Origin of the sequence: Streptomyces sp. NPDC102490, assembly GCF_044765285.1 — a bacterium.
Lineage (GTDB): Bacteria > Actinomycetota > Actinomycetes > Streptomycetales > Streptomycetaceae > Streptomyces.
Map to the genome: position 1 here is coordinate 397,539 of NZ_JBIWJU010000008.1, position 17,366 is coordinate 414,904.

Annotated in this window: 15 protein-coding genes and 1 pseudogene; 4 read left to right on the forward strand and 12 right to left on the reverse strand. The window is 67.5% G+C overall.

What is annotated here, in order from left to right; all coding sequences use genetic code 11:
- Nucleotides 1-4 precede the first annotated feature (4 nt).
- From ACIRGB_RS20980 to ACIRGB_RS21030, 11 genes and pseudogenes are all read right to left on the reverse strand, one after another.
- On the reverse strand, nt 5-4,756 hold the full coding sequence (locus ACIRGB_RS20980) for a peptidoglycan DD-metalloendopeptidase family protein (protein ID WP_403866993.1): 4,752 nt from the start codon (nt 4,754-4,756) through the stop codon (nt 5-7).
- A 362-nt stretch (nt 4,757-5,118) separates the two neighbouring features.
- A complete protein-coding gene (locus ACIRGB_RS20985; RefSeq protein WP_403866996.1) occupies nt 5,119-5,322 on the reverse strand; it encodes a hypothetical protein in 204 nt (67 codons plus the stop codon).
- Nucleotides 5,323-6,027: 705 nt separating this feature from the next.
- Nucleotides 6,028-6,240 (reverse strand): hypothetical protein, encoded by a 213-nt coding sequence (locus tag ACIRGB_RS20990; RefSeq protein WP_403866999.1) that lies wholly within the window; start codon nt 6,238-6,240, stop codon nt 6,028-6,030.
- Nucleotides 6,241-6,293: 53 nt separating this feature from the next.
- On the reverse strand, nt 6,294-6,545 hold the full coding sequence (locus ACIRGB_RS20995) for a hypothetical protein (protein WP_403867002.1): 252 nt from the start codon (nt 6,543-6,545) through the stop codon (nt 6,294-6,296).
- 56 nt (nt 6,546-6,601) lie between these two features.
- On the reverse strand, nt 6,602-6,898 hold the full coding sequence (locus ACIRGB_RS21000; RefSeq protein ID WP_403867004.1) for a hypothetical protein: 297 nt from the start codon (nt 6,896-6,898) through the stop codon (nt 6,602-6,604).
- An 8-nt stretch (nt 6,899-6,906) separates the two neighbouring features.
- On the reverse strand, nt 6,907-7,869 hold the full coding sequence (locus tag ACIRGB_RS21005) for a hypothetical protein (protein WP_403867007.1): 963 nt from the start codon (nt 7,867-7,869) through the stop codon (nt 6,907-6,909).
- A 583-nt stretch (nt 7,870-8,452) separates the two neighbouring features.
- Complete coding sequence (locus tag ACIRGB_RS21010) at nt 8,453-9,127, reverse strand: hypothetical protein (RefSeq protein ID WP_403867010.1); 675 nt, start codon at nt 9,125-9,127, stop codon at nt 8,453-8,455.
- Between the two features lie 615 nt (nt 9,128-9,742).
- On the reverse strand, nt 9,743-10,228 hold the full coding sequence (locus ACIRGB_RS21015) for a hypothetical protein (RefSeq protein ID WP_403867013.1): 486 nt from the start codon (nt 10,226-10,228) through the stop codon (nt 9,743-9,745).
- 445 nt (nt 10,229-10,673) lie between these two features.
- Nucleotides 10,674-12,164 carry a recombinase family protein gene (locus ACIRGB_RS21020; protein WP_403867016.1) on the reverse strand — a complete coding sequence of 497 codons (1,491 nt, stop codon included), beginning with the start codon at nt 12,162-12,164 and terminating at the stop codon, nt 10,674-10,676.
- Between the two features lie 49 nt (nt 12,165-12,213).
- Nucleotides 12,214-12,480 (reverse strand): annotated as a pseudogene (locus tag ACIRGB_RS21025) (GTP-binding protein); the annotation flags it as partial.
- 275 nt (nt 12,481-12,755) lie between these two features.
- Nucleotides 12,756-13,478: a DNA alkylation repair protein gene (locus ACIRGB_RS21030; protein WP_403867018.1), complete on the reverse strand. Its 723-nt coding sequence runs from the start codon at nt 13,476-13,478 to the stop codon at nt 12,756-12,758.
- 49 nt (nt 13,479-13,527) lie between these two features.
- On the opposite strand from ACIRGB_RS21030, the gene ACIRGB_RS21035 reads away from it, so the two are divergent.
- Nucleotides 13,528-14,304, forward strand: a complete 777-nt coding sequence (locus tag ACIRGB_RS21035) for a TVP38/TMEM64 family protein (protein WP_403867021.1) — start codon at nt 13,528-13,530, stop codon at nt 14,302-14,304.
- 7 nt (nt 14,305-14,311) lie between these two features.
- Here the strand turns inward: ACIRGB_RS21035 and ACIRGB_RS21040 are convergent, their stop codons facing one another.
- A complete protein-coding gene (locus ACIRGB_RS21040) occupies nt 14,312-15,481 on the reverse strand; it encodes a thiolase family protein (RefSeq protein WP_403867024.1) in 1,170 nt (389 codons plus the stop codon).
- A 135-nt stretch (nt 15,482-15,616) separates the two neighbouring features.
- On the opposite strand from ACIRGB_RS21040, the gene ACIRGB_RS21045 reads away from it, so the two are divergent.
- From ACIRGB_RS21045 to ACIRGB_RS21055, 3 genes are all read left to right on the forward strand, one after another.
- Nucleotides 15,617-16,090, forward strand: a complete 474-nt coding sequence (locus tag ACIRGB_RS21045) for a winged helix-turn-helix transcriptional regulator (protein WP_403867027.1) — start codon at nt 15,617-15,619, stop codon at nt 16,088-16,090.
- Nucleotides 16,091-16,241: 151 nt separating this feature from the next.
- Nucleotides 16,242-17,117 carry an undecaprenyl-diphosphate phosphatase gene (locus ACIRGB_RS21050; RefSeq protein WP_386651711.1) on the forward strand — a complete coding sequence of 292 codons (876 nt, stop codon included), beginning with the start codon at nt 16,242-16,244 and terminating at the stop codon, nt 17,115-17,117.
- A gap of 63 nt (nt 17,118-17,180) precedes the next feature.
- Complete coding sequence (locus ACIRGB_RS21055; protein WP_403867031.1) at nt 17,181-17,360, forward strand: hypothetical protein; 180 nt, start codon at nt 17,181-17,183, stop codon at nt 17,358-17,360.
- Nucleotides 17,361-17,366: the final 6 nt, after the last annotated feature.

Here is a 17,366-nt window from a genome sequence, read left to right on the forward strand (position 1 = left end):
GTGCTTATACCCAGCGACCGTTGTTGAGGTCGGTCGCGATGTTGGTGTCGTAGGTGTTGATCTCTGTGCGCACGACGTCGGTGATCTCACGGTCGCCCATGAACACCCGGACCTCGTTGTAGACGGGGGAGGCTCCGCCACCCTTCGCGGCGCTGATGTCGGCAATCTGCTGCGACGTCAGTCTGTAGTCGTCGGTCCCGTTGCGGCCCTTGGCGTAGAAGTCGCCTATAGAGCGCCACTGGTCCGACGTCAGGATCGGCTCAGGCTCCCGTGTCTGGTTCGACACGAGGGAGAGGCCAGGCGGGAGGAAGCCGCCGTTGTCGAAGAGCAGCGGGAAGGGGTCCACCGTTGCGCCGTTACGTCGCGCCTCCAGGTGGAGGTGCGGACCCGTGGTGTTGCCGGTCGCGCCTACCTTGCCGATGCCCTGCCCGCGGATCACATCCTGACCTGTCTTCGCCGTCATCCGGCTGAGGTGCGCGTACATCGACGCCAGTCCACGGCCATGATCGATGAGGATGTGATTACCGTAGGGACCGCCGCTCTTCGCGTAGGTCACCCGTCCGTCGTCGACGGACTTGACGGGAGTTCCGGTCGCTGCGGGGAAGTCCAGACCAGTGTGATAGCCACTGGACCACATCGACCCTGGAACGCCGAACTTGGTGCCCACGGCTGCCAGGACAGGGAGCGCCCAGTCACCGCTACCGACGCGCGGCGCTCCGTCGCGTCCGCCGAAGAACGACGTTGCGGCGCTGACGATCTTGTCCTTCAGACCGCCGATCATCTTCCCCGGGATCTTGGCCAGGTAGTCAGCCATGGGGGTATAGCCGACGCCCTCCCGTACCTTGCTGAGAACAGGCTTCATCGCTTTGGACCACGCGGCGCCAGGGTCCGTCAGGAAGTCCACCGACGACGACACGATGTTCTTCGTCCAGTCCCAGACGCCGGAGGCTGCGCCGACGATGCCGCCGTTGGCGAACCTCGGGATGCCGGGAAGTTCGCCGGTTCGGTTCAGGTGCTCCAGTGCGTCGTAGCCGACACCCCGGGCACTGTCCGTCTTCACGACGTACTCCCCAGGCATTAGCCAGGCTCGCACGCTGTCCTTGCCAGGGGTGCCGCCGAAGACTCGTCCGCCCGTGGCAAACTTGGGGTCCTCGTCGAGGAGCTTAGGGGCGTCGGGAAGTTTGTCGAGTCCGACGAGTCCAGCGACCTTGTCCCAGACTGCCTTGATGCCCTTCGTGTAAACCCAGTCAACGATGAAGTTGACGGGCTTTGCGGCGATTCCGGCGATCTTGTCCCAGGCCGTCTTGATGGCGTTTTTCGTCGATTCGAACGCCTCGCCGACAAGGGCGACACCGTCCTTGATCGTTTCGAAGGCTGGACTGAGCCCCTTGTCCCACAGCCAATCCGCCTTCTCCGCTATCCAATCGGCGATGGGCTTCACGCTGTGGTCATAGAGCCATTGGAATTTCTCACCAACCCACTGGATACCGTCCCAGATCCACTGGAAGACGGGCAGCAAAGCTTTCTCCCAAAGCCAGGTCGCCTTTTCGGCTATCCAGTCTCCGGTAGGCTTTACAGCGTGGTCGTAGAGCCAGACGAACTGGTCACCGACCCATTTGACCCCGTCCCATATGCTTTGGAAGAAGGGCTTGAGGATGGTCTCCCAAAGCCACGTCGAGGCGAGTGAGATATTGTCCCAGGACGGCTTGAAGCAATCCGTCCACAGCCACAGAGCGATAGCTCCGACGAGCTGAATCGCCAGCCAGATTGGGGTGAGAACTGCGGTGACCAGGATGGCGAAGGCAAGCTTTGCGGCGAAGACGATTCCGTCCCAGACAGGCTTGAAAACCTCCTGCCAGAGCCACATGGCCTTTTCGCCGACCCACTTCAGCCCGCCCCAAATCCCGTCGAAAGCAGGCTTGAGAACTTGATTCCAGGCGAAGTCTGTTGCAACCTGGATTCCCTCCCAAGCGCCCTTGACAATGGTGCGGAACCATTCGAAGTGGTCCCATGCGTATTTGACGCCAAGTGCCAGGAGGACGAGACCGGTGATAACCCGTCCGATGGGGCTCATGGCCATTGCGAGCGCCCACAGCTTCGTGGCGACCCACAGTCCGTAAAGCAGCTCGATAGCCCACGGGGCGTGTTCTGCGACGTAGCTGATTCCGTCGGCTGCGTTGCTCAGCGTCTCCAGGAAGATCTTCGAGAATGGCTTCAGAGCGCGCCCGAGGTCGAACAGGGCGGAGGCGATGTCCTTGAAAGCCTCCGACGCCAGCGGACTCGTCTCCTTGACGTAGTCAAGGAACTTCTCGAACTCCTCCGACCCCTTTAGGCTTGTTCCCCAATCGGCGAACTTCTTCGTGATCTTCTGCATTCGCTCCGATATGGAGTCCATGTGCGGGAAGAAGGCTTCGAGGATTCCCGCCATGCCCTTGAAGACGTTTCCGAAGGAGACGCCCAGGCCCTCGATTGCGGGCTTCGCGGAGTCGGCTATCCCGTCGCGGAATCGCTTCCAGAATGGATCACCCTTCAGGTCCGCGCTGGCGCGGTCCATCAGGGTCTTGATGCCGTCGGCCGCGCCGTGGACGAGCGGAGTCAACTGCGGCAGTGCGGTCTTCGCACCGTTGATGCCTCGCGTGAAGAGCGGCAGGACTTCGGGCTGGAGGGACGCCGACCACTCCTTGAAGGCGGGGATCAGACCGTCGGAGCCGGCCAGGGACTCGTAAAGGTCCCGCTGTTCAGGCGTCAGCTTCGCCAGTGCCTCGCGGTACTCGTCCGTCTTCGTCGCGGCTTTCGCCGTGGTGTCGATGGAGGAGAGGCGCGCTGACTCGACGCCACGTTCCGCAGATGCGATGGATTCCGCAGCCTGGACCTGAGCCTCTGCGGCGGCGTCGACTGCGTCAGCAAGGGAGCGCTGAGAGTCGGCTACCGACTGCGCGGCGTCGATCTGTGCCTGAGCCGCGTCCTTCTGAGCGTCAGCGACGGCTTCCGTCTTGTCGGCGACGCCCTGTTGTGCGTCGGACAGGGCCTCCGCGGCGCGCTTGACGTCCTCGTTGCCGTCGACGCCGGCCTTCTTCGCGGCCTCCGCGTCCTTCTGGAGCTGCGCGTAATCCTTCTTCTGCTGCTCCGCAGCCTGAACGGACTGGTCGTAGGCGAGTTGGGCGCGCTGTAGCTGGAGGTCCGTCGCCTTGCTGGCGTCGTACTCCGCCTGCACTCGGTTGAGTTCCTCTTGCGCCTCCTGGACGCGGAGGGTGGCGTCACGCTCGTCGAGTGCGCCGCGCTCCACCTGGGCATTGAGATCCTGGAGCTGTCGGGCGGCGTCCTGACGAGCCCGAGTGAGGTCTTCCTCCGCCTTCTTCGACTGCCGCTTGGCGTCGGCAAGCTGCTCTTCGGCGCGCTCAACGTTTTGCGCGGCTTGCTCACGCTGTTCCATGGCCCGTCGGGCCGCTTGGCCAAGGGCGCGTTCGGCGTCCTCCACCTGGCGGTTGGCCTGAGCAATGGAACGCGCGGCGTTGCGATGGGCAGAGGCTAGGGAATCCTGCGCCGACGCCATCTGAAGGGCTTGCTGAGCAGCTTTGACGCTGGCAGCCGCCCCGTTGGTCGTTGCAGTCGTGGACTCCTTCTCCGCGGCCGTCTTCGCCTGAATGACGCTTATGACGCCCTTGATGGCGGGAATTGCCGCCAGGGCGAGAGCCCCGACGGAAGCTGCTGCCACTGTGGCGGCCGACGCAATGGCGCCGATGCCTGCGGCTGCGATGGGGAGGAGCGGAGCGGCGACGACTGCGCCGATGGCAATGCCAAGCTGAATCAGAGCCGCGTGTGCCTGACCGGTGTGGGCACGGACGCGGATGTTGACCGTGTCCCTGTCCAGGTCGTTCACTTGCTGATGGACGATCGCAAGTCGGGCTTGCGCGGCTGCTGCGTCCACTCTGACGGCAACGTCGGCGTCGGAGGCTGAGAGGGCCGCGAGTCGAGCCTGAAGGGCTTCGATCTTGGCCAGCGCCTCGCCGGAGTCGATGTCGATTCCGACACGAGCGTCCCGGAGTGCCGTCAGCTCCTCACGCAGCCGGGCTATTTCAAGCTGCGCTGGCGATGTGTCGGCGTTGATGTTGATGTTGGGGAGGCTCGCCTCCGCCTCCCGGACCGCTGCCCGCAGCTTGGCACCGAACGAGCCATCGGTCTCGATACGAATCCGCGCGGGGTCCGCCGTAGCGGCGTCGACCTCCTCACGGAACGCCGCCAAAGCGGCGCGGGCGGCTGCCGTGTCGACGCGGACAGCGACGTTCGGATGTGCGGCCCCCAGCCGGCGGAGTTCCGCCTCCAGCTCCTCCACCTTGGCGCGGGCAGTTTCGGCGTCGATGTCGATACCGATGCGCTTGGCGGAGAGCTGTTCCAGCTTGGCCCGGATGCGGGCAAGTTCCGCGTCGACGCCGGTATCACTCAGCTTGACGTCGAGCTTCGGCATGGAGCGGAACGCCTGCTCCAACTTGGCGCGGAGGCTCCGGGCGAAGGACCCGCCCGCGTTGTTGCCCTGACGGGTGGCTGCCACGGTTGCGGCCCTGCCACCGGTGTTTACCGCGTTTGGAATGGCCGTTGCCACGTTTCGGGCGATGGCGTCGCCCATTTTCTCGCCAGCTTCCTCACCGACCTTCGTCGCGATAGGAAGAACGAGTGCCTTTATGCGAGTGTGGAGCATTGGTGCAACCGGCACCACGTCCACTCCGACGACGCCGACGATGTCCGTGCTACCAGCCATTTTGCACCCCCCGCAGCTCCAGTGGCTCCGTTGGTGTCGTAAAGAACGTCATGTCGTTCGGGTGGTCGCGGAGATTGAGCAGTTCGCTTATGAGGAACAGTCGTTGCGCCTGCCGTTCCGCCGCCGTTGTCGCCTCGCAACGGGCGTTTTCGACTGACGCAACGAGCCATTCTCGGCAGGCATCAGAACAGAATTCAGATAGCTCCAGTACGTCGGTCCCGTTCATCGCCGGCAACGGCGCGAAACGGCACAACGGACGGGAACACCTTGTGGGGTCATGGGTCATTGGACGTCCAGAGATGACGAAACCCCGACGGCGTCCCGTCGGGGTTGGGTGGTTAGAGGGGTGTTGCTTGGTGGCGTCAGGCGGCGCTCTCACCCCTCGTGAACACGTCGGTGACGCGCTCACGCGGGCTTCGTCGAGCGTCGAGGAGCGCCAGGAGCCGCATCAGTTCCGCGGCCTCCTCCTTGTCGCCGTTCCGGTCGGCCCACTTGGCGCGGATAGCCCACACGGAGCACTCGGCTGAGCAGTCGAGCCGGTACTTGTGCCGGGAGTTGGCGCGCATGTCCGGCCTACGCGGGAACTTGCAGCCAGCACGGATGCACAGGTGGGGTGCCTTGATAGTCGTCACAGTGCCTCCAGGGCATGCCAAAGCCCCGGGGAGCGGCGGCTCCTCCGGGGCTACTTGTTGACGGTGGTTCTTGCGCGTGCCGCTTGGTCGTTCACGGGGCACGTCGGGACTCGTCCGCCTCGCGAGGGAGGCTCTCAGGGGGCGTCAGAGGCCCTCCAGGGGGTCTCTGGGAAGCGTTACCACCAGATCCCCAGACCCGTACGCGGAGCGAGGCCCAGCACCTTATCGGGCAGCAAGACGGCCCGGAGGGGGTCACCCCCCTGGTCCAGGAGCGGCCCTGCTACTCTGTGAAGTCGAAACGGCCGGTGTTATGACCGGACGCTACCCAGAGCGAGCCCACTGGGACGCCTCGACCACACGAGGTTGATGGACTGTCGACGTCCGTCAAGTGGGCAAACGCTGTAGCGAAGACTCCACTTCGACGGCAATGCGCTTCGTGGAGTCACACGCATGTCATCCGCGCTCGTCCCCTTCGCCACCCTTGCCTACTGCCTCACGGTGGTGTGCTGTACTGCCGTCGCTCTGGTCCTGGTCACGCTGCGCGGCACGTCACCCGACCAGCGCTCCGCCATCCTGCGCAGCCTGGCCCACGTAGTGCGTGCGTGGGCTGAGGCTCTGAGGTTCTGGCGCAGGCGGTAGTCAGGCCAGAGCCCCGACGACAATCCAGTTACCCGCACTGTTGATGTCCACCTTCACCACATCGCCCACGGCCGGAGATGCGTAGGACTTCAGCCGGCGCACGTACGTCACGGGGCCACGCGGCGTGCTGATGTCCACCGTGCCATCGGTGTGAGTAGCGGTGACTGAGGCCAGGACCCAACGGCTTGCCTGTTGCTCGATGCTGCGGTTCACGACGCGCTGTATGGCATCGACGAGACGGTTAGGGTGCTCTGCCATCGTGTGCCCTAGCCCTGGCCGATGCTCGACACGTGATCGAGGCGAACGGTGTGGGCCTTCGTATCCACAGTGACTGTGAGCGCCTTCGGCCACTCGGTGGACCCTGACGGCCAGCCCGGGGCGGGACGCTGCTCGAAATCCAGCGTGCCCGTCAAGGTCGCTCCGCCGACGAGGTTCACGGTCACGGCCTGGCCGTTGAGTTCGGCCGCTCGCGCGCGGATGTCGGAGACGTACTCGTCGTAGATGTAGGTCGTGGTCATCAGCGCTCCATCTCGTAAGCGTTCTCGACGAACGGGTTGGTCCGGCGCTGCTGCGCCTACGGCGTCACGCGCTGCGGATGCTTCGCCCGGAAGCGCTCAGCACCTCCAGCAACGGTCCTAGCACCGCCAACGTCACCGCCACGCGGACCGCCAGAGCGGGGCGCAGGAGTCGCGGGGCCGGTAAGCCCCAGCTCTGCGGCGAAGGCTTCGGCGTCGGCCGTCAGTTCCTCCTCCGTCGCGCCCTGGAGGCGTGCGGACTGTTCGGGGGTGAGGCCGGCGGCCAGGCCCGCGCGAAGGCGGGCGAGTTCGGTCAGCGCGTTGTCGCGCTGCTGCTCAGGGGTGGGTTCGGGCATGGTTGCTCCTAGCTGAAGTAGTCGTCGGTGGTGCGCTCAGCGCCAGGCGTCACGGAGTTCACTCGCGGTCGGTTCGGCACTGGCTGCGAGAAGTCGACGTCTGGCGTGCGGGAGTGGGTGTAGGTCTGTGCCGGGCGGGGCTGACGGATCGGCTCCACACGAGGGGAGTAGTCAACGACGGGGCCGTCAGCGCCCGCTGAGACGTCGACGAGGTCTCCCAGCCCTGCGACGTCCCGCAGATCTTCGAAGGACGTCGGCACGTAGGCGTTGTCGACGCCCGCAAGCCACAGGAGAACCTCCTCCGAGTAGCGCCCGGAGCGGGTGGCGTCCTGGACGAACGTGGGGACGTCGTCGAGGTGTCCGCGGACTTCGCCGTATCCCTGCCGCTTCCACTCGCGGAGCCGACGCCGCTCGTCCGTATCGCCTTCGCCGACGATGGATCGAGGCCGGGGCGCAGGGTCCAGAAGCGTCCACTGAGCCTGGCGCACGTTCGTCAGGTCTTCGGTGAGGCTCTGTACCTTGCTCCACGCCGCTACAACGGCACCTCCGGACTTGATGGCAGCGTCGGCAGACCGGACGTCGCCCAGCGTCTCCGCGGCCTTCCTGGCGTCGCTCAGGACGGCGTCCAGCCTCGTCCCCAGGTGCGCCAGGGCATCGGAGGCGAGCGTCTGACGAGTGTCGTAGGCGAGCAACTCCGTGGCGTCCTTCGCACGCACACGGGCCAGCCGCTCCGCCTCCCACTCCATGGCGGTCGTGTACGCCTTCGCCGCGCGCTTGCCCAGGTCCGCCGGCCAGGAGCCGTCAGCCTGGAACGTGCTTACGGCGCCGTCGATGACGTTGTTGCGTGCGACGTCGGGAACGTCTCCCGCCGGGTGGTCGCGGAGACGCTTCTTCGCGTCCTCGTGGAGCTGTCGCGTGCGGGCGATGTCGGGGACCGTCGCTAGGGCGGCGTCCAACTCTCGGTTGCTCATTCTTCCTCCGTGTCAGGAAACGCCGAACGGCCCTGCCCACAGAGGGACAAGGCCGTTCGGAAGTGCTCTGTACGCACGGCGTAACGCTCTCGGTTACGTCGGCGTATGGGTTCGGGGTTGGTCAAGTAGGCGTCTCGACGGTTGGCGTTGTAGCACTCCCGGCAGTGCGGGCGGATGCCGTCGCGTCCCGCGGGATTCGAGGGCCAATGGTCCAGCGTCGCGGGAAAGACAGACCCGCACGTGAGGCACGTCCGCTTCGGTGCTGGGAGTACGTCGGCGTAGCGCATGAGATCTCCGTCTGTGTGTTCGCTCCATTGCTCCAAGGTGTTCAGAAAGAAGCCCCAACCACGCCGCGGAGTGGCGTACGCGGAGCAGCACGGCCGAAGGAAGGAACCGGCGCTCTACGCGCTCCCCAAAGGGGACACGGGTGGTTGGGGCTTCGGGCGTGACGTCGAGGAGAGAGGACGACGTCACGCGGTTCGGGAACCTTCAACGGCCACGAAAGGCGGGGTGCCGGAGGTTTCCGAGGAGAGAGGGGGAAAGGAAGGGACAGCCTCTCCCCCTACCCCTAGTAATTCGAAGGTCAAGCAGCGTCAGAGTCCCGACCCTGGCGCCAGCGCTCCCGGGACTTCGCCCGGTCCAGCGCCTTCGCGCAGTCGTCCCCGCACGTGACACGCCACTTACGACGCTGGCTTGCGGGGCGCCGCAACTCGTACGCCTCCCCGCAGTGCTCGCAGGTACCGCGGAAGACCTTGAAGTCACCGATGACCGTCACCGTGCCGCCCTGGACTTCCCACGTGCGCCCCTCCTCTGCCCCCTCCTGCTTGGCCTTGAAGGCGGCAGCAATGGCGGGGTCCACGCGGACTGTGACAGGCGCCTCCGCGGCTGGCTCGACGTCGAGACCACGCCCCGACGGACGACGACGCTGCGGAGACGTCAGGTCGTCGCCCTCGTTACGGAGGACGCCCTCCCAGAACGCTGCCACGTCGGCCGCCGGCTGACGGCTCTGCGGGAGCGTGACGTCAGGCGCCTCGTCGTGCATGCGGTCGTGCCAGTCCTCCCACGACCGTTCGCCGAATTCCTCCGGCGCCATGTCGTCGTACGGATCGTGCCCGCTCAGGCCACGCCAGTGGACACGTCCGCGGGAAACCTCCGCGCCGTGCTCCTCCTCCAGCTCCAGCGCCAGATATGCGGAGTCGTCGACGTCCTGAGCACGGTGGGTGCGTCGGAGAGTTGGTGCGCCGAAGTCGTTTTCCATGCTTGCCCCTTGGTAGTCGTCGAGCCGCGAGTGCGGCTTACACAGGAGTTATGTCGTAATCGGCGTCCGATGTGACGCGCGACGACGAACCCCTACCGGTGGCCGGAGGATGTTTGCCCGATAGATCAACTACTGTGTGTAACCACGATCGGGGCTGCCGGAACATGGGGCGGGACCTGGGAGAATCCCTGAGCGCCCCTGAGAGCGTTTCGGGGCTCGACGGTACGTCGGGCGGGAATTAGGCGCTTAGGCGGGCGTACAGGCGGCTTCCTGAACCTCTTCCGCCTCCGACCCTCCGTCAGGGTTCGTCGAGAGGGACGCCTCCGCCACCCGTGGCCAAGTTTGGCCAGACTGGTCAAACTAACCCCCATTCTCAACTTCTTTCCAACGCGCATTAGAGAAAGTTGGAGAAGGGGGTTAGTTCGACACTTTGGCACTCGAAATGACCCCACTGGACGCGGAGGGTGACGACGGAGGGGAAATCGGGCACGCTCTGTGACGAGTTGCTAGGTGGCTGATGCATGCATCTCCGACCAACCTCCGTCGAGCCGGCTCCAGCGAACGCGACGAAGCCCACGCCGGACCGGAGTCCGCAGGGGCTTTCGTCACAGAGTGTTACGCAGCGACGGGGAGGACACCCCGGACACAGCCGACGTGAACGGGGATCCACGTCTCGCCACGCTCGACGATCTCCGTCGACGCGTCGGCGTCGTCACCGCACCATGCGCACGCAGCCTCACCCCGGCACGTCGCGCACGTGGTGTCGCCGTGCTCGTCGGTGACGGTGCGGATCGTCTGGCGCTGCCCGCAGTCGTCGCAGCGTCCCGCAGCCTGCGGCCCCTGGGGCTCCAGGACGGGCACGCCAGCCGCCAGGGCCTCCCCCACGAGGACGAGCGTCGGAGCGTCGCGCAGCTCCGTGACGGAGCCGAGGACGAACACGGCGGCGAAGTCGGTGACGGAATACTCGGTGTTTGTGGCGTAGGTGGTGGAGGCGCCCATCTGCTGCGCGACGTCGAAGGCGTAGCCGCAGAGGTTGGCGACGTTGTCCTCCGTGGCGACGGGGCCGACGACGAGGAAGGCGGGGGTGATGTGTGCGAGCATGACGGTTCTCCTTCGTGGAGGCGAGAACCCCGTCACTGTCTTCCCGGACCGGCGGGGTTTTCGCTTGTGGCGATGATTCGAATGTAAGGGGACCCCTTGCATGTGTCAACCCTCCCCTTACACTGGAGCCATGACGACGCCTCCTAGCCCCTTCGAAAGCCTCCAACACCTCTCCGCCCCGGGAGATCCCGCGGAGCGTGCCAAGGCAGCCGGCGCAGCACTGCAAGCCATCCCCCATCTTCAACAGTGGCTCCGAGACATCCGCCAACAGGCCGTCAGAGAGATGCGCGACGGGGGGATGAGTCACGCCGAAGTTGGGGCGGTGCTGGGCGTCAGCCGGGCGCGTGCCCAACAGATCGCCGAAGGTCGTACGACAGGGAAACGCGCCGGGGAGTAACGAAGAGCCCCCGCCGGAGTGTTCCGACGGGGGCTCTGCCGTGTGTGGCTACGCCTCGTCTGGCGTGGCCCATTCGATGTCGCACCGGGCGTCGCCGTCGAATGGCGCCCCACGTCGAACAGCCTGCGTCACCGTGATTTTCTCGATGGCGACGCGCAGGAGGTCACGGCGCATCGGCAAGTCGGCGGCGTTCCATGCTGCTTCGAGCATGTCAGCATCGTCGAACATCGTTAGGTCGATGTTCCCGCCAGTGAGGGCGTCGGCTCGCTCCTGTGCCTCCCTGAGCGTCTCCTCCGCCTCCGCGACGAGGCGCGGGAAGTACTTGCCCATGGAGCCGTCGTAGAGGCCCTTTGCGCGATCGTTGGCGAGCCGTTCGACGGCTACCTCCGCAGCCTTGACGGCGCCTAGTGCTTCCTGTGCCTCCTCCGTCTCCTCCGGTGCGACGAGGGCGGCCCAGCGCTCCGCAACTGCGATCATCAGGGGGTCGCCTGTGCCCACGTCGGCCGCACTCACGGCCCCGACCCACGCCCGGTAGACGTACTCCTCGATGCGCACCCGCATGGCTGACGCAGGGGCCGGACACGGCTTGCCCATGGCGTGCCCGTTGCAGACGTAGGAGCGTCCGCTTGTCGGCATCTTGGCCCCGCAGCCGCCGCACCGTAGGAGGTCCGTCAGTAGGTGCGTCGGCTTACCGACACGAGGCCCCAGTGAGCCTCTCTGGTGGCCGGCGTGGACTCGTCGAGCCTTCGCGACGAGGTCCGCGGGGACCGGCTTGACGTCGTCAGCGAACACACGGACGCGCTCTCCCGCCTCGTTCCTGTACGCCACGGGCCACGTGTAGTCACGGGACAGGGCAACAACTTGCCACCCCTCGTATACCGGGTTGTAGACGATGCGGCGTACCGTCGACGCGTTCCACGGCCCGCCCTTGGGAGACGGCTTACCGTCCTCCGTCAGTCGACGTGCAACGCCACGGGGCGGGTAGCCGTCAGCAACTTCACTGATGACGCGGAGAACCGTGTCCCAGTGCCTACCGTGGTGCAGCTTCCCGCGCTTGTCCTTGCGGAGGCCGAAGGGTGCCGCGCCAAGCCACTCTCCCCGTCGTCGTTGCCCTTGCTTCGTATCTCGAACACGATGGGAGAGGAGGTCAGACGCTGACTTCGCGCGCTCAGCGTCAGTGATGATCCGTTCCCGGTCCCGCGGGTCGGCACTGTCCAACCGCTCGTAGTCGAAGACGATCCGCGCGCCGGAGTCAAGTACTTGGATGACTGAGCCCGCCCCCTTCCGGTCGAACCGGTCGACGGCGTAGCACCACAGTGCCGGTACCTCTGCGCGGCGCAGGGCACCTAGTGCCTTCTCGAAGTCAGGGCGCTTCGCGTCCGTCCAGGCGGAGAGGTTGTCTTTCCATATCTTGCGGACTCGGTAGTTGTGGCGGTCGGCCCATGCCCGCCCCCGCTCCTCCTGCGTCCTGAACGTGAGGGCCTCCACGCCCTCGCGTGTGATCCTGCTTTTCCGTAGATAGAGGTCGATCTCCTCCACGTTCCCGCCCCTCGTTGCGCTTGACGACAGTATGACAGGGTGCGCGAACCACGTAGTCGGCGTGGCCGGGCATGTCGACGTGCGCGTAGTGCCGCGTGTCGGTCTCGTACTCGACGTGCGCGATGTTGATGGTGATGCCGCGCGCCGCCTCCTCGGGGGCGCGGTCGATGCGGTCGAACGGCACGAACGTGCCGGCCCCGCGCTCGGCGAGGACCTTGGTGATGGCGGCGGTCAGGGTGGTCTTGCCGTGGTCGACATGGCCCATCGTGCCGATGTTCAGATGCGGTTTGGTGCGGACGTACGCCGTCTTGGACATGGCGGTACCTCGAAGCCTCGTGGCGGTGGTGGGGACCCCCGGGTCCGGCCGACCCTCCCCCTGCGGGGTCCGCCGGACGATCCGGGGAGGGTCAGCTTCGGGCGCCGTCGACTGCGGCGGTGACGTGGGTGACGGCAGCCTTCGGGGCATCCGCGACCGCGGATGCTGCGAGGTGGAAGGCGTACCGGAACATGACGCCGATCCTTGCCGACACTTCGCCCCCCGTCGAATGGTTTTTACCGGAACGGGAGTTCGGCGCGGCGTCGTCGTGCGGGTTACGGTCCGATGGTCCGCAGCGCCTCGCGCACGGACAGGGGTGCCAGGCCGGTGCGGTGCTCGGCCACGAAGGCGCGCACGGCGTCCGGATCGGTCTTGGCGTACTCGCGCAGGCACCAGCCGACGGCCTTGCGGACGAAGAAGTCGCCGTGGCCCGACCGGCGCGCGCAGTAGCCGAAGAGGCGGCCGGTGTCGGTGCGTTCCTTGTAGCGCAACTGGTGCAGGAGCGCCGCGCGGACCAGCCAGAGGTCCGCGTCCTCGATCCAGGCGTCCATCTCGGCCGTGAGGCCGCGGTCGGCGGCGACCAGGCCCCCGACGACGTGCGCGGCGAGCAGGTCGACGGTGTCCCACCAGGGGACCGTGGTGAGCAGATAACGGGTCACGGGCAGGAAACCGGACGAGCAGTGCGTCACATACCGGCGCAGGTAGTCGACGGCGAAGTAGTGGTACTCGCGCTCGGGCAGCCGCCAGCAGCGCAGCGCGACCGCGGCGCAGTCCGACTCGTCCGGGCGGGGCACGCCGGCCAGCACCGTGCGGGACAGGGAGCGGCGAACGGGCGAGGTCAGGCCCAGGAAAGGCGCCACGTCCCTCATGTACGCCCGCTGCCCGGCGGCCCGCGCGGGGTCGGCCGCGGCGGGGTATGCGACGGTGAGCCGCTCCAGTACCGTGTCGGCGAGGGCGCTGTGCGGCGCGTCCGGAATCGGCCCGGTTGTGACGCTCATGAGACGCACCATACGGCGATCACACACATGTGTCGGTTAGTGTCACCGGATGCTCGATGCCACCACCCGCTCTGGGGGCACCGCCACGGTCTCTCCCCGGGCCGCCGCCGAACTCGCCGTCGCCACCGCCGCCGGACCGGTCGCGCCGACCGGCTTCACCGCGCGTGTGACGAGAGTGCTGCTGTCGCCGTGGTCACGGCTGTCCCTGCTCGTCGCCCTGCTGGCCTCGGCCGCGACGACAGTGGTCCTGTTCCAGCCGCAGCAGTTGCTGACCGACGGCTGGCCGCCGCAGCTCGGGGGTGCGGCGGCGGCCCTCGCGTACGCGCTGGCGTACGGGCTGTGCACGGTCGCCTTCGTGCCCCGCCCGCTGCTCAACCTGGCGGCCGGCGCCCTGTTCGGCTCGCAGCTGGGGCTGGCCTCCGCGCTGGCGGGGACGGTGCTCGGCGCCGGGATCGCCTTCTGTCTCGGCCGGGTGCTCGGCCAGGAGGCGCTGCGACCGCTGCTGCGGGGCAAGTGGCTCAAGGCCGCGGACGGGCAGCTCAGCCGGCACGGCTTCCGCTCGATGCTGGCGGCGCGGCTGTTCCCCGGGGTGCCGTTCGCCGCCGCCAACTACTGCGCCGCCGTGTCCCGGATGGGCCTGCTGCCCTTCCTGCTGGCGACGGGGCTCGGCTCGATCCCCAACACCGCCGCCTACGTCGTCGCGGGCGCCCGCGCCTCGACGCCGACCTCCCCCGCCTTCCTGATCGCGCTGGCCTGCATCGCCCTGCCGGGGCTCGCGGGCGCGGTGGTGGCCTGGCGCAAGCGGCACCGGCTGCGCGGGCACTGACGGGGCGTTACACCGCCTCCAGGATCATGGCGTTGGCGAGACCGCCCGCCTCGCACATGGTCTGCAAGCCGTAGCGGGCGCCGCGGTCGTGCAGGGCGTGCACGAGGGTGGTGGTCAGGCGGGTGCCGCTCGCGCCCAGCGGATGGCCGAGCGCGATGGCCCCGCCGTGCACGTTGACCTTGTCGAGGTCGGCGCCGGTCTCCTGCTGCCAGGCCAGCACGACGCTCGCGAAGGCCTCGTTGACCTCGAACAGGTCGATGTCGCCGAGGGAGAGCGACGCCCGGCGCAGCACCTTCTCGGTGGCCGGGACGACGCCGGTGAGCATCAGCAGCGGATCGGAGCCGGTCACGGCGAAGCTGTGCAGCCGGGCGAGGGGGCGCAGGCCGAGGCGGGCCGCGGTCTCGCTCGACGTGATCAGCACGGCCGAGGCGCCGTCGTTGACGGGGCTCGCGTTGCCCGCCGTGACGTTCCACTCGATCTGCGGGAACCGTTCGGCGAAGGCCGGGTCGTGGTAGGCGGGCCTGAGGCCGGCGAGCACCTCGACGCTGCTGTCCGGACGGACGCACTCGTCGCGCGAGACACCGTCCAGGGGCGCGATCTCGGCGTCGAAGCGGCCGGAGTCCCAGGCGGCCGCGGCCTTCCGGTGCGAGGAGACGGCGAAGGCGTCCATGCGCTCCCGGGTGAGCGACCACTTGGCGGCGATCAGTTCGGCGCTGATGCCCTGCGGGACGAGCCCCTCCGGGTAGCGGGCGGCGATTCCGGGTCCGAAGGGGTCGGCACCGGGCGGCACGTTCGACCACATCGGCACCCGGCTCATGGACTCGACCCCGCAGGCGACCACGAGGTCGTACGCCCCAGCGATGACACCCTGCGCGGCGAAGTGGACGGCCTGCTGGGAGGAGCCGCACTGCCGGTCCACGGTGGTCGCGGGGACGGACTCGGGGAAACCCGCGGAGAGCAGGGCGTAGCGGGTGGTGTTCATGGCCTGCTCGCCGACCTGGTCCACGGTGCCGCCGATGACGTCGTCGATCAGCGCCGGGTCGACGCCGGACCGCTCGACGAGGGTGCGCAGCGTGTGCGCGAGGAGTTCCACGGGATGGACGTGGGCGAGGGCGCCGTTCGGCCTGCCCTTTCCGATGGGGGTACGTACGGCTTCCACGACGACTGCGTCACGCATGGTGCGGGCCTCCGGTGGTCGGTGGTCGGCGAACTGCCGGTGCGGAACTACCAGTGAGTAGGAAATCTGGACTCACCATAGACCGGTGAGTTGGAAATTCAAACCCTCTCGTGGTCCTCGCCTAGACTGGCCGTCATGGCCGCCGCTCCCAAGAACCCGCGTCCCTGTTCGATCGCCGACACCCTGGCGCTCGTCGGCGAGAAGTACTCCCTGCTCGTCCTGCGCGAGGTCTGCCTCGGCAACGGCCGCTTCGACCAGCTGGTGCGCAACACCGGCGCCCCGCGCGACATCCTCACCACCCGGCTGCGGCGGCTCGTCGACGCGGGAATCCTGGACCGGCGGCCGTACAGCGACCGCCCGCGGCGCTTCGAGTACCGGCCGACCCGGGCGGGCCTGGAGCTGGAGCCGGTCCTGATGACCCTCATGGCGTGGGGGGACCGGCATCTGCGCGCGGACGGCGACCGTCCCATGGTGATCGAGCACGCCTGCGGCCACGAACTGGTCCCCCAGGTCACCTGCCCCGCCTGCGGCGACACCGTCCGCCACGAGGACCTGACCGCCCATCCGCAGGTCCCCGGCTGGACGGTGGCGGGCCCCGCGGTGGCGTAGCGGCCCGCTCACCCCCGTCGCCCGGGGTTCATTTCGGGGCGCTACGCTGCCCCTCGGCACGCCAGGTCCCGATCACCGCACGCGACGGTTCGGCGTGTCCGCCGACCGTTTATCGCCGTTCCCCGATCGCCGCTTGGACTGACGCAACGCCATGTCTTGGTTTGAATCCCTCGTCCTCGGACTCGTCCAGGGACTGACCGAGTTCCTCCCCGTGTCCTCCAGCGCGCACCTGCGGCTGACCGCGGCGTTCTCCGGCTGGCACGACCCGGGTGCGGCCTTCACCGCGATCACGCAGATCGGCACCGAGGCCGCGGTGCTCATCTACTTCCGCAAGGACATCGGGCGGATCATCGCGGCGTGGACGCGCTCGCTCACCGACAAGTCGATGCGCCACGACCCCGACGCGCGCATGGGCTGGCTGGTGATCGTCGGCTCGATCCCGATCGGGGTGCTCGGACTGACGCTGAAGGACCAGATCGAGGGCCCCTTCCGCGACCTGCGGATCACCGCGACGATGCTGATCGTCGTCGGCGTGATCATCGGCATCGCCGACCGGATGGCCGCCCGGGACGAGAAGGGCGGCCGGCACCGCGCGCCGCAGCAGCGCAAGGAGCTGGAGAACCTGGGCGTGCGGGACGGCCTGATCTACGGCCTGTGCCAGGCGGCGGCCCTCATCCCCGGCGTCTCCCGCTCCGGCGCGACCATCAGCGGCGGCCTCTTCATGGGCTACCGGCGCGAGGCCGCCGCGCGGTACTCGTTCCTGCTCGCGATCCCCGCGGTGCTCGCTTCCGGCGTCTTCGAACTGAAGGACGCGATGGAGAGCGACCACGTCTCCTGGGGACCCACGCTCTTCGCCACGGTCATCGCCTTCGCCACCGGGTACGTGGTCATCGCCTGGTTCATGAAGTTCATCTCCACCAAGAGCTTCATGCCGTTCGTCTGGTACCGCATCGCGCTCGGCATCGTCATCATCGCCCTGGTCGCGGCCGGTGTCCTCAGCCCGCACGCCGCGGAGTCCGCCGGCTGAGACGAACCGCTTGTGTAGCCGAGCGGTAGCGCAGTGTCAGTGCTTGCCCCTAGGCTTGCCCGCATGTCCCCCGATTACATGACGCCTGGTTCCGTGCGGTCCGCCGCGGAACTGAACGAGCAGATCCGCGCGCTGTGGCGGCGCGCGGGCGGGACCCTGTCCGCGCAGGAGCGCGTGGAGTACGAGTTGCTGGTGGTCGAGTGGGCGACCGCGATCCGCGGCGAGGTCATCGAGGCGGCCTGAGCGGCA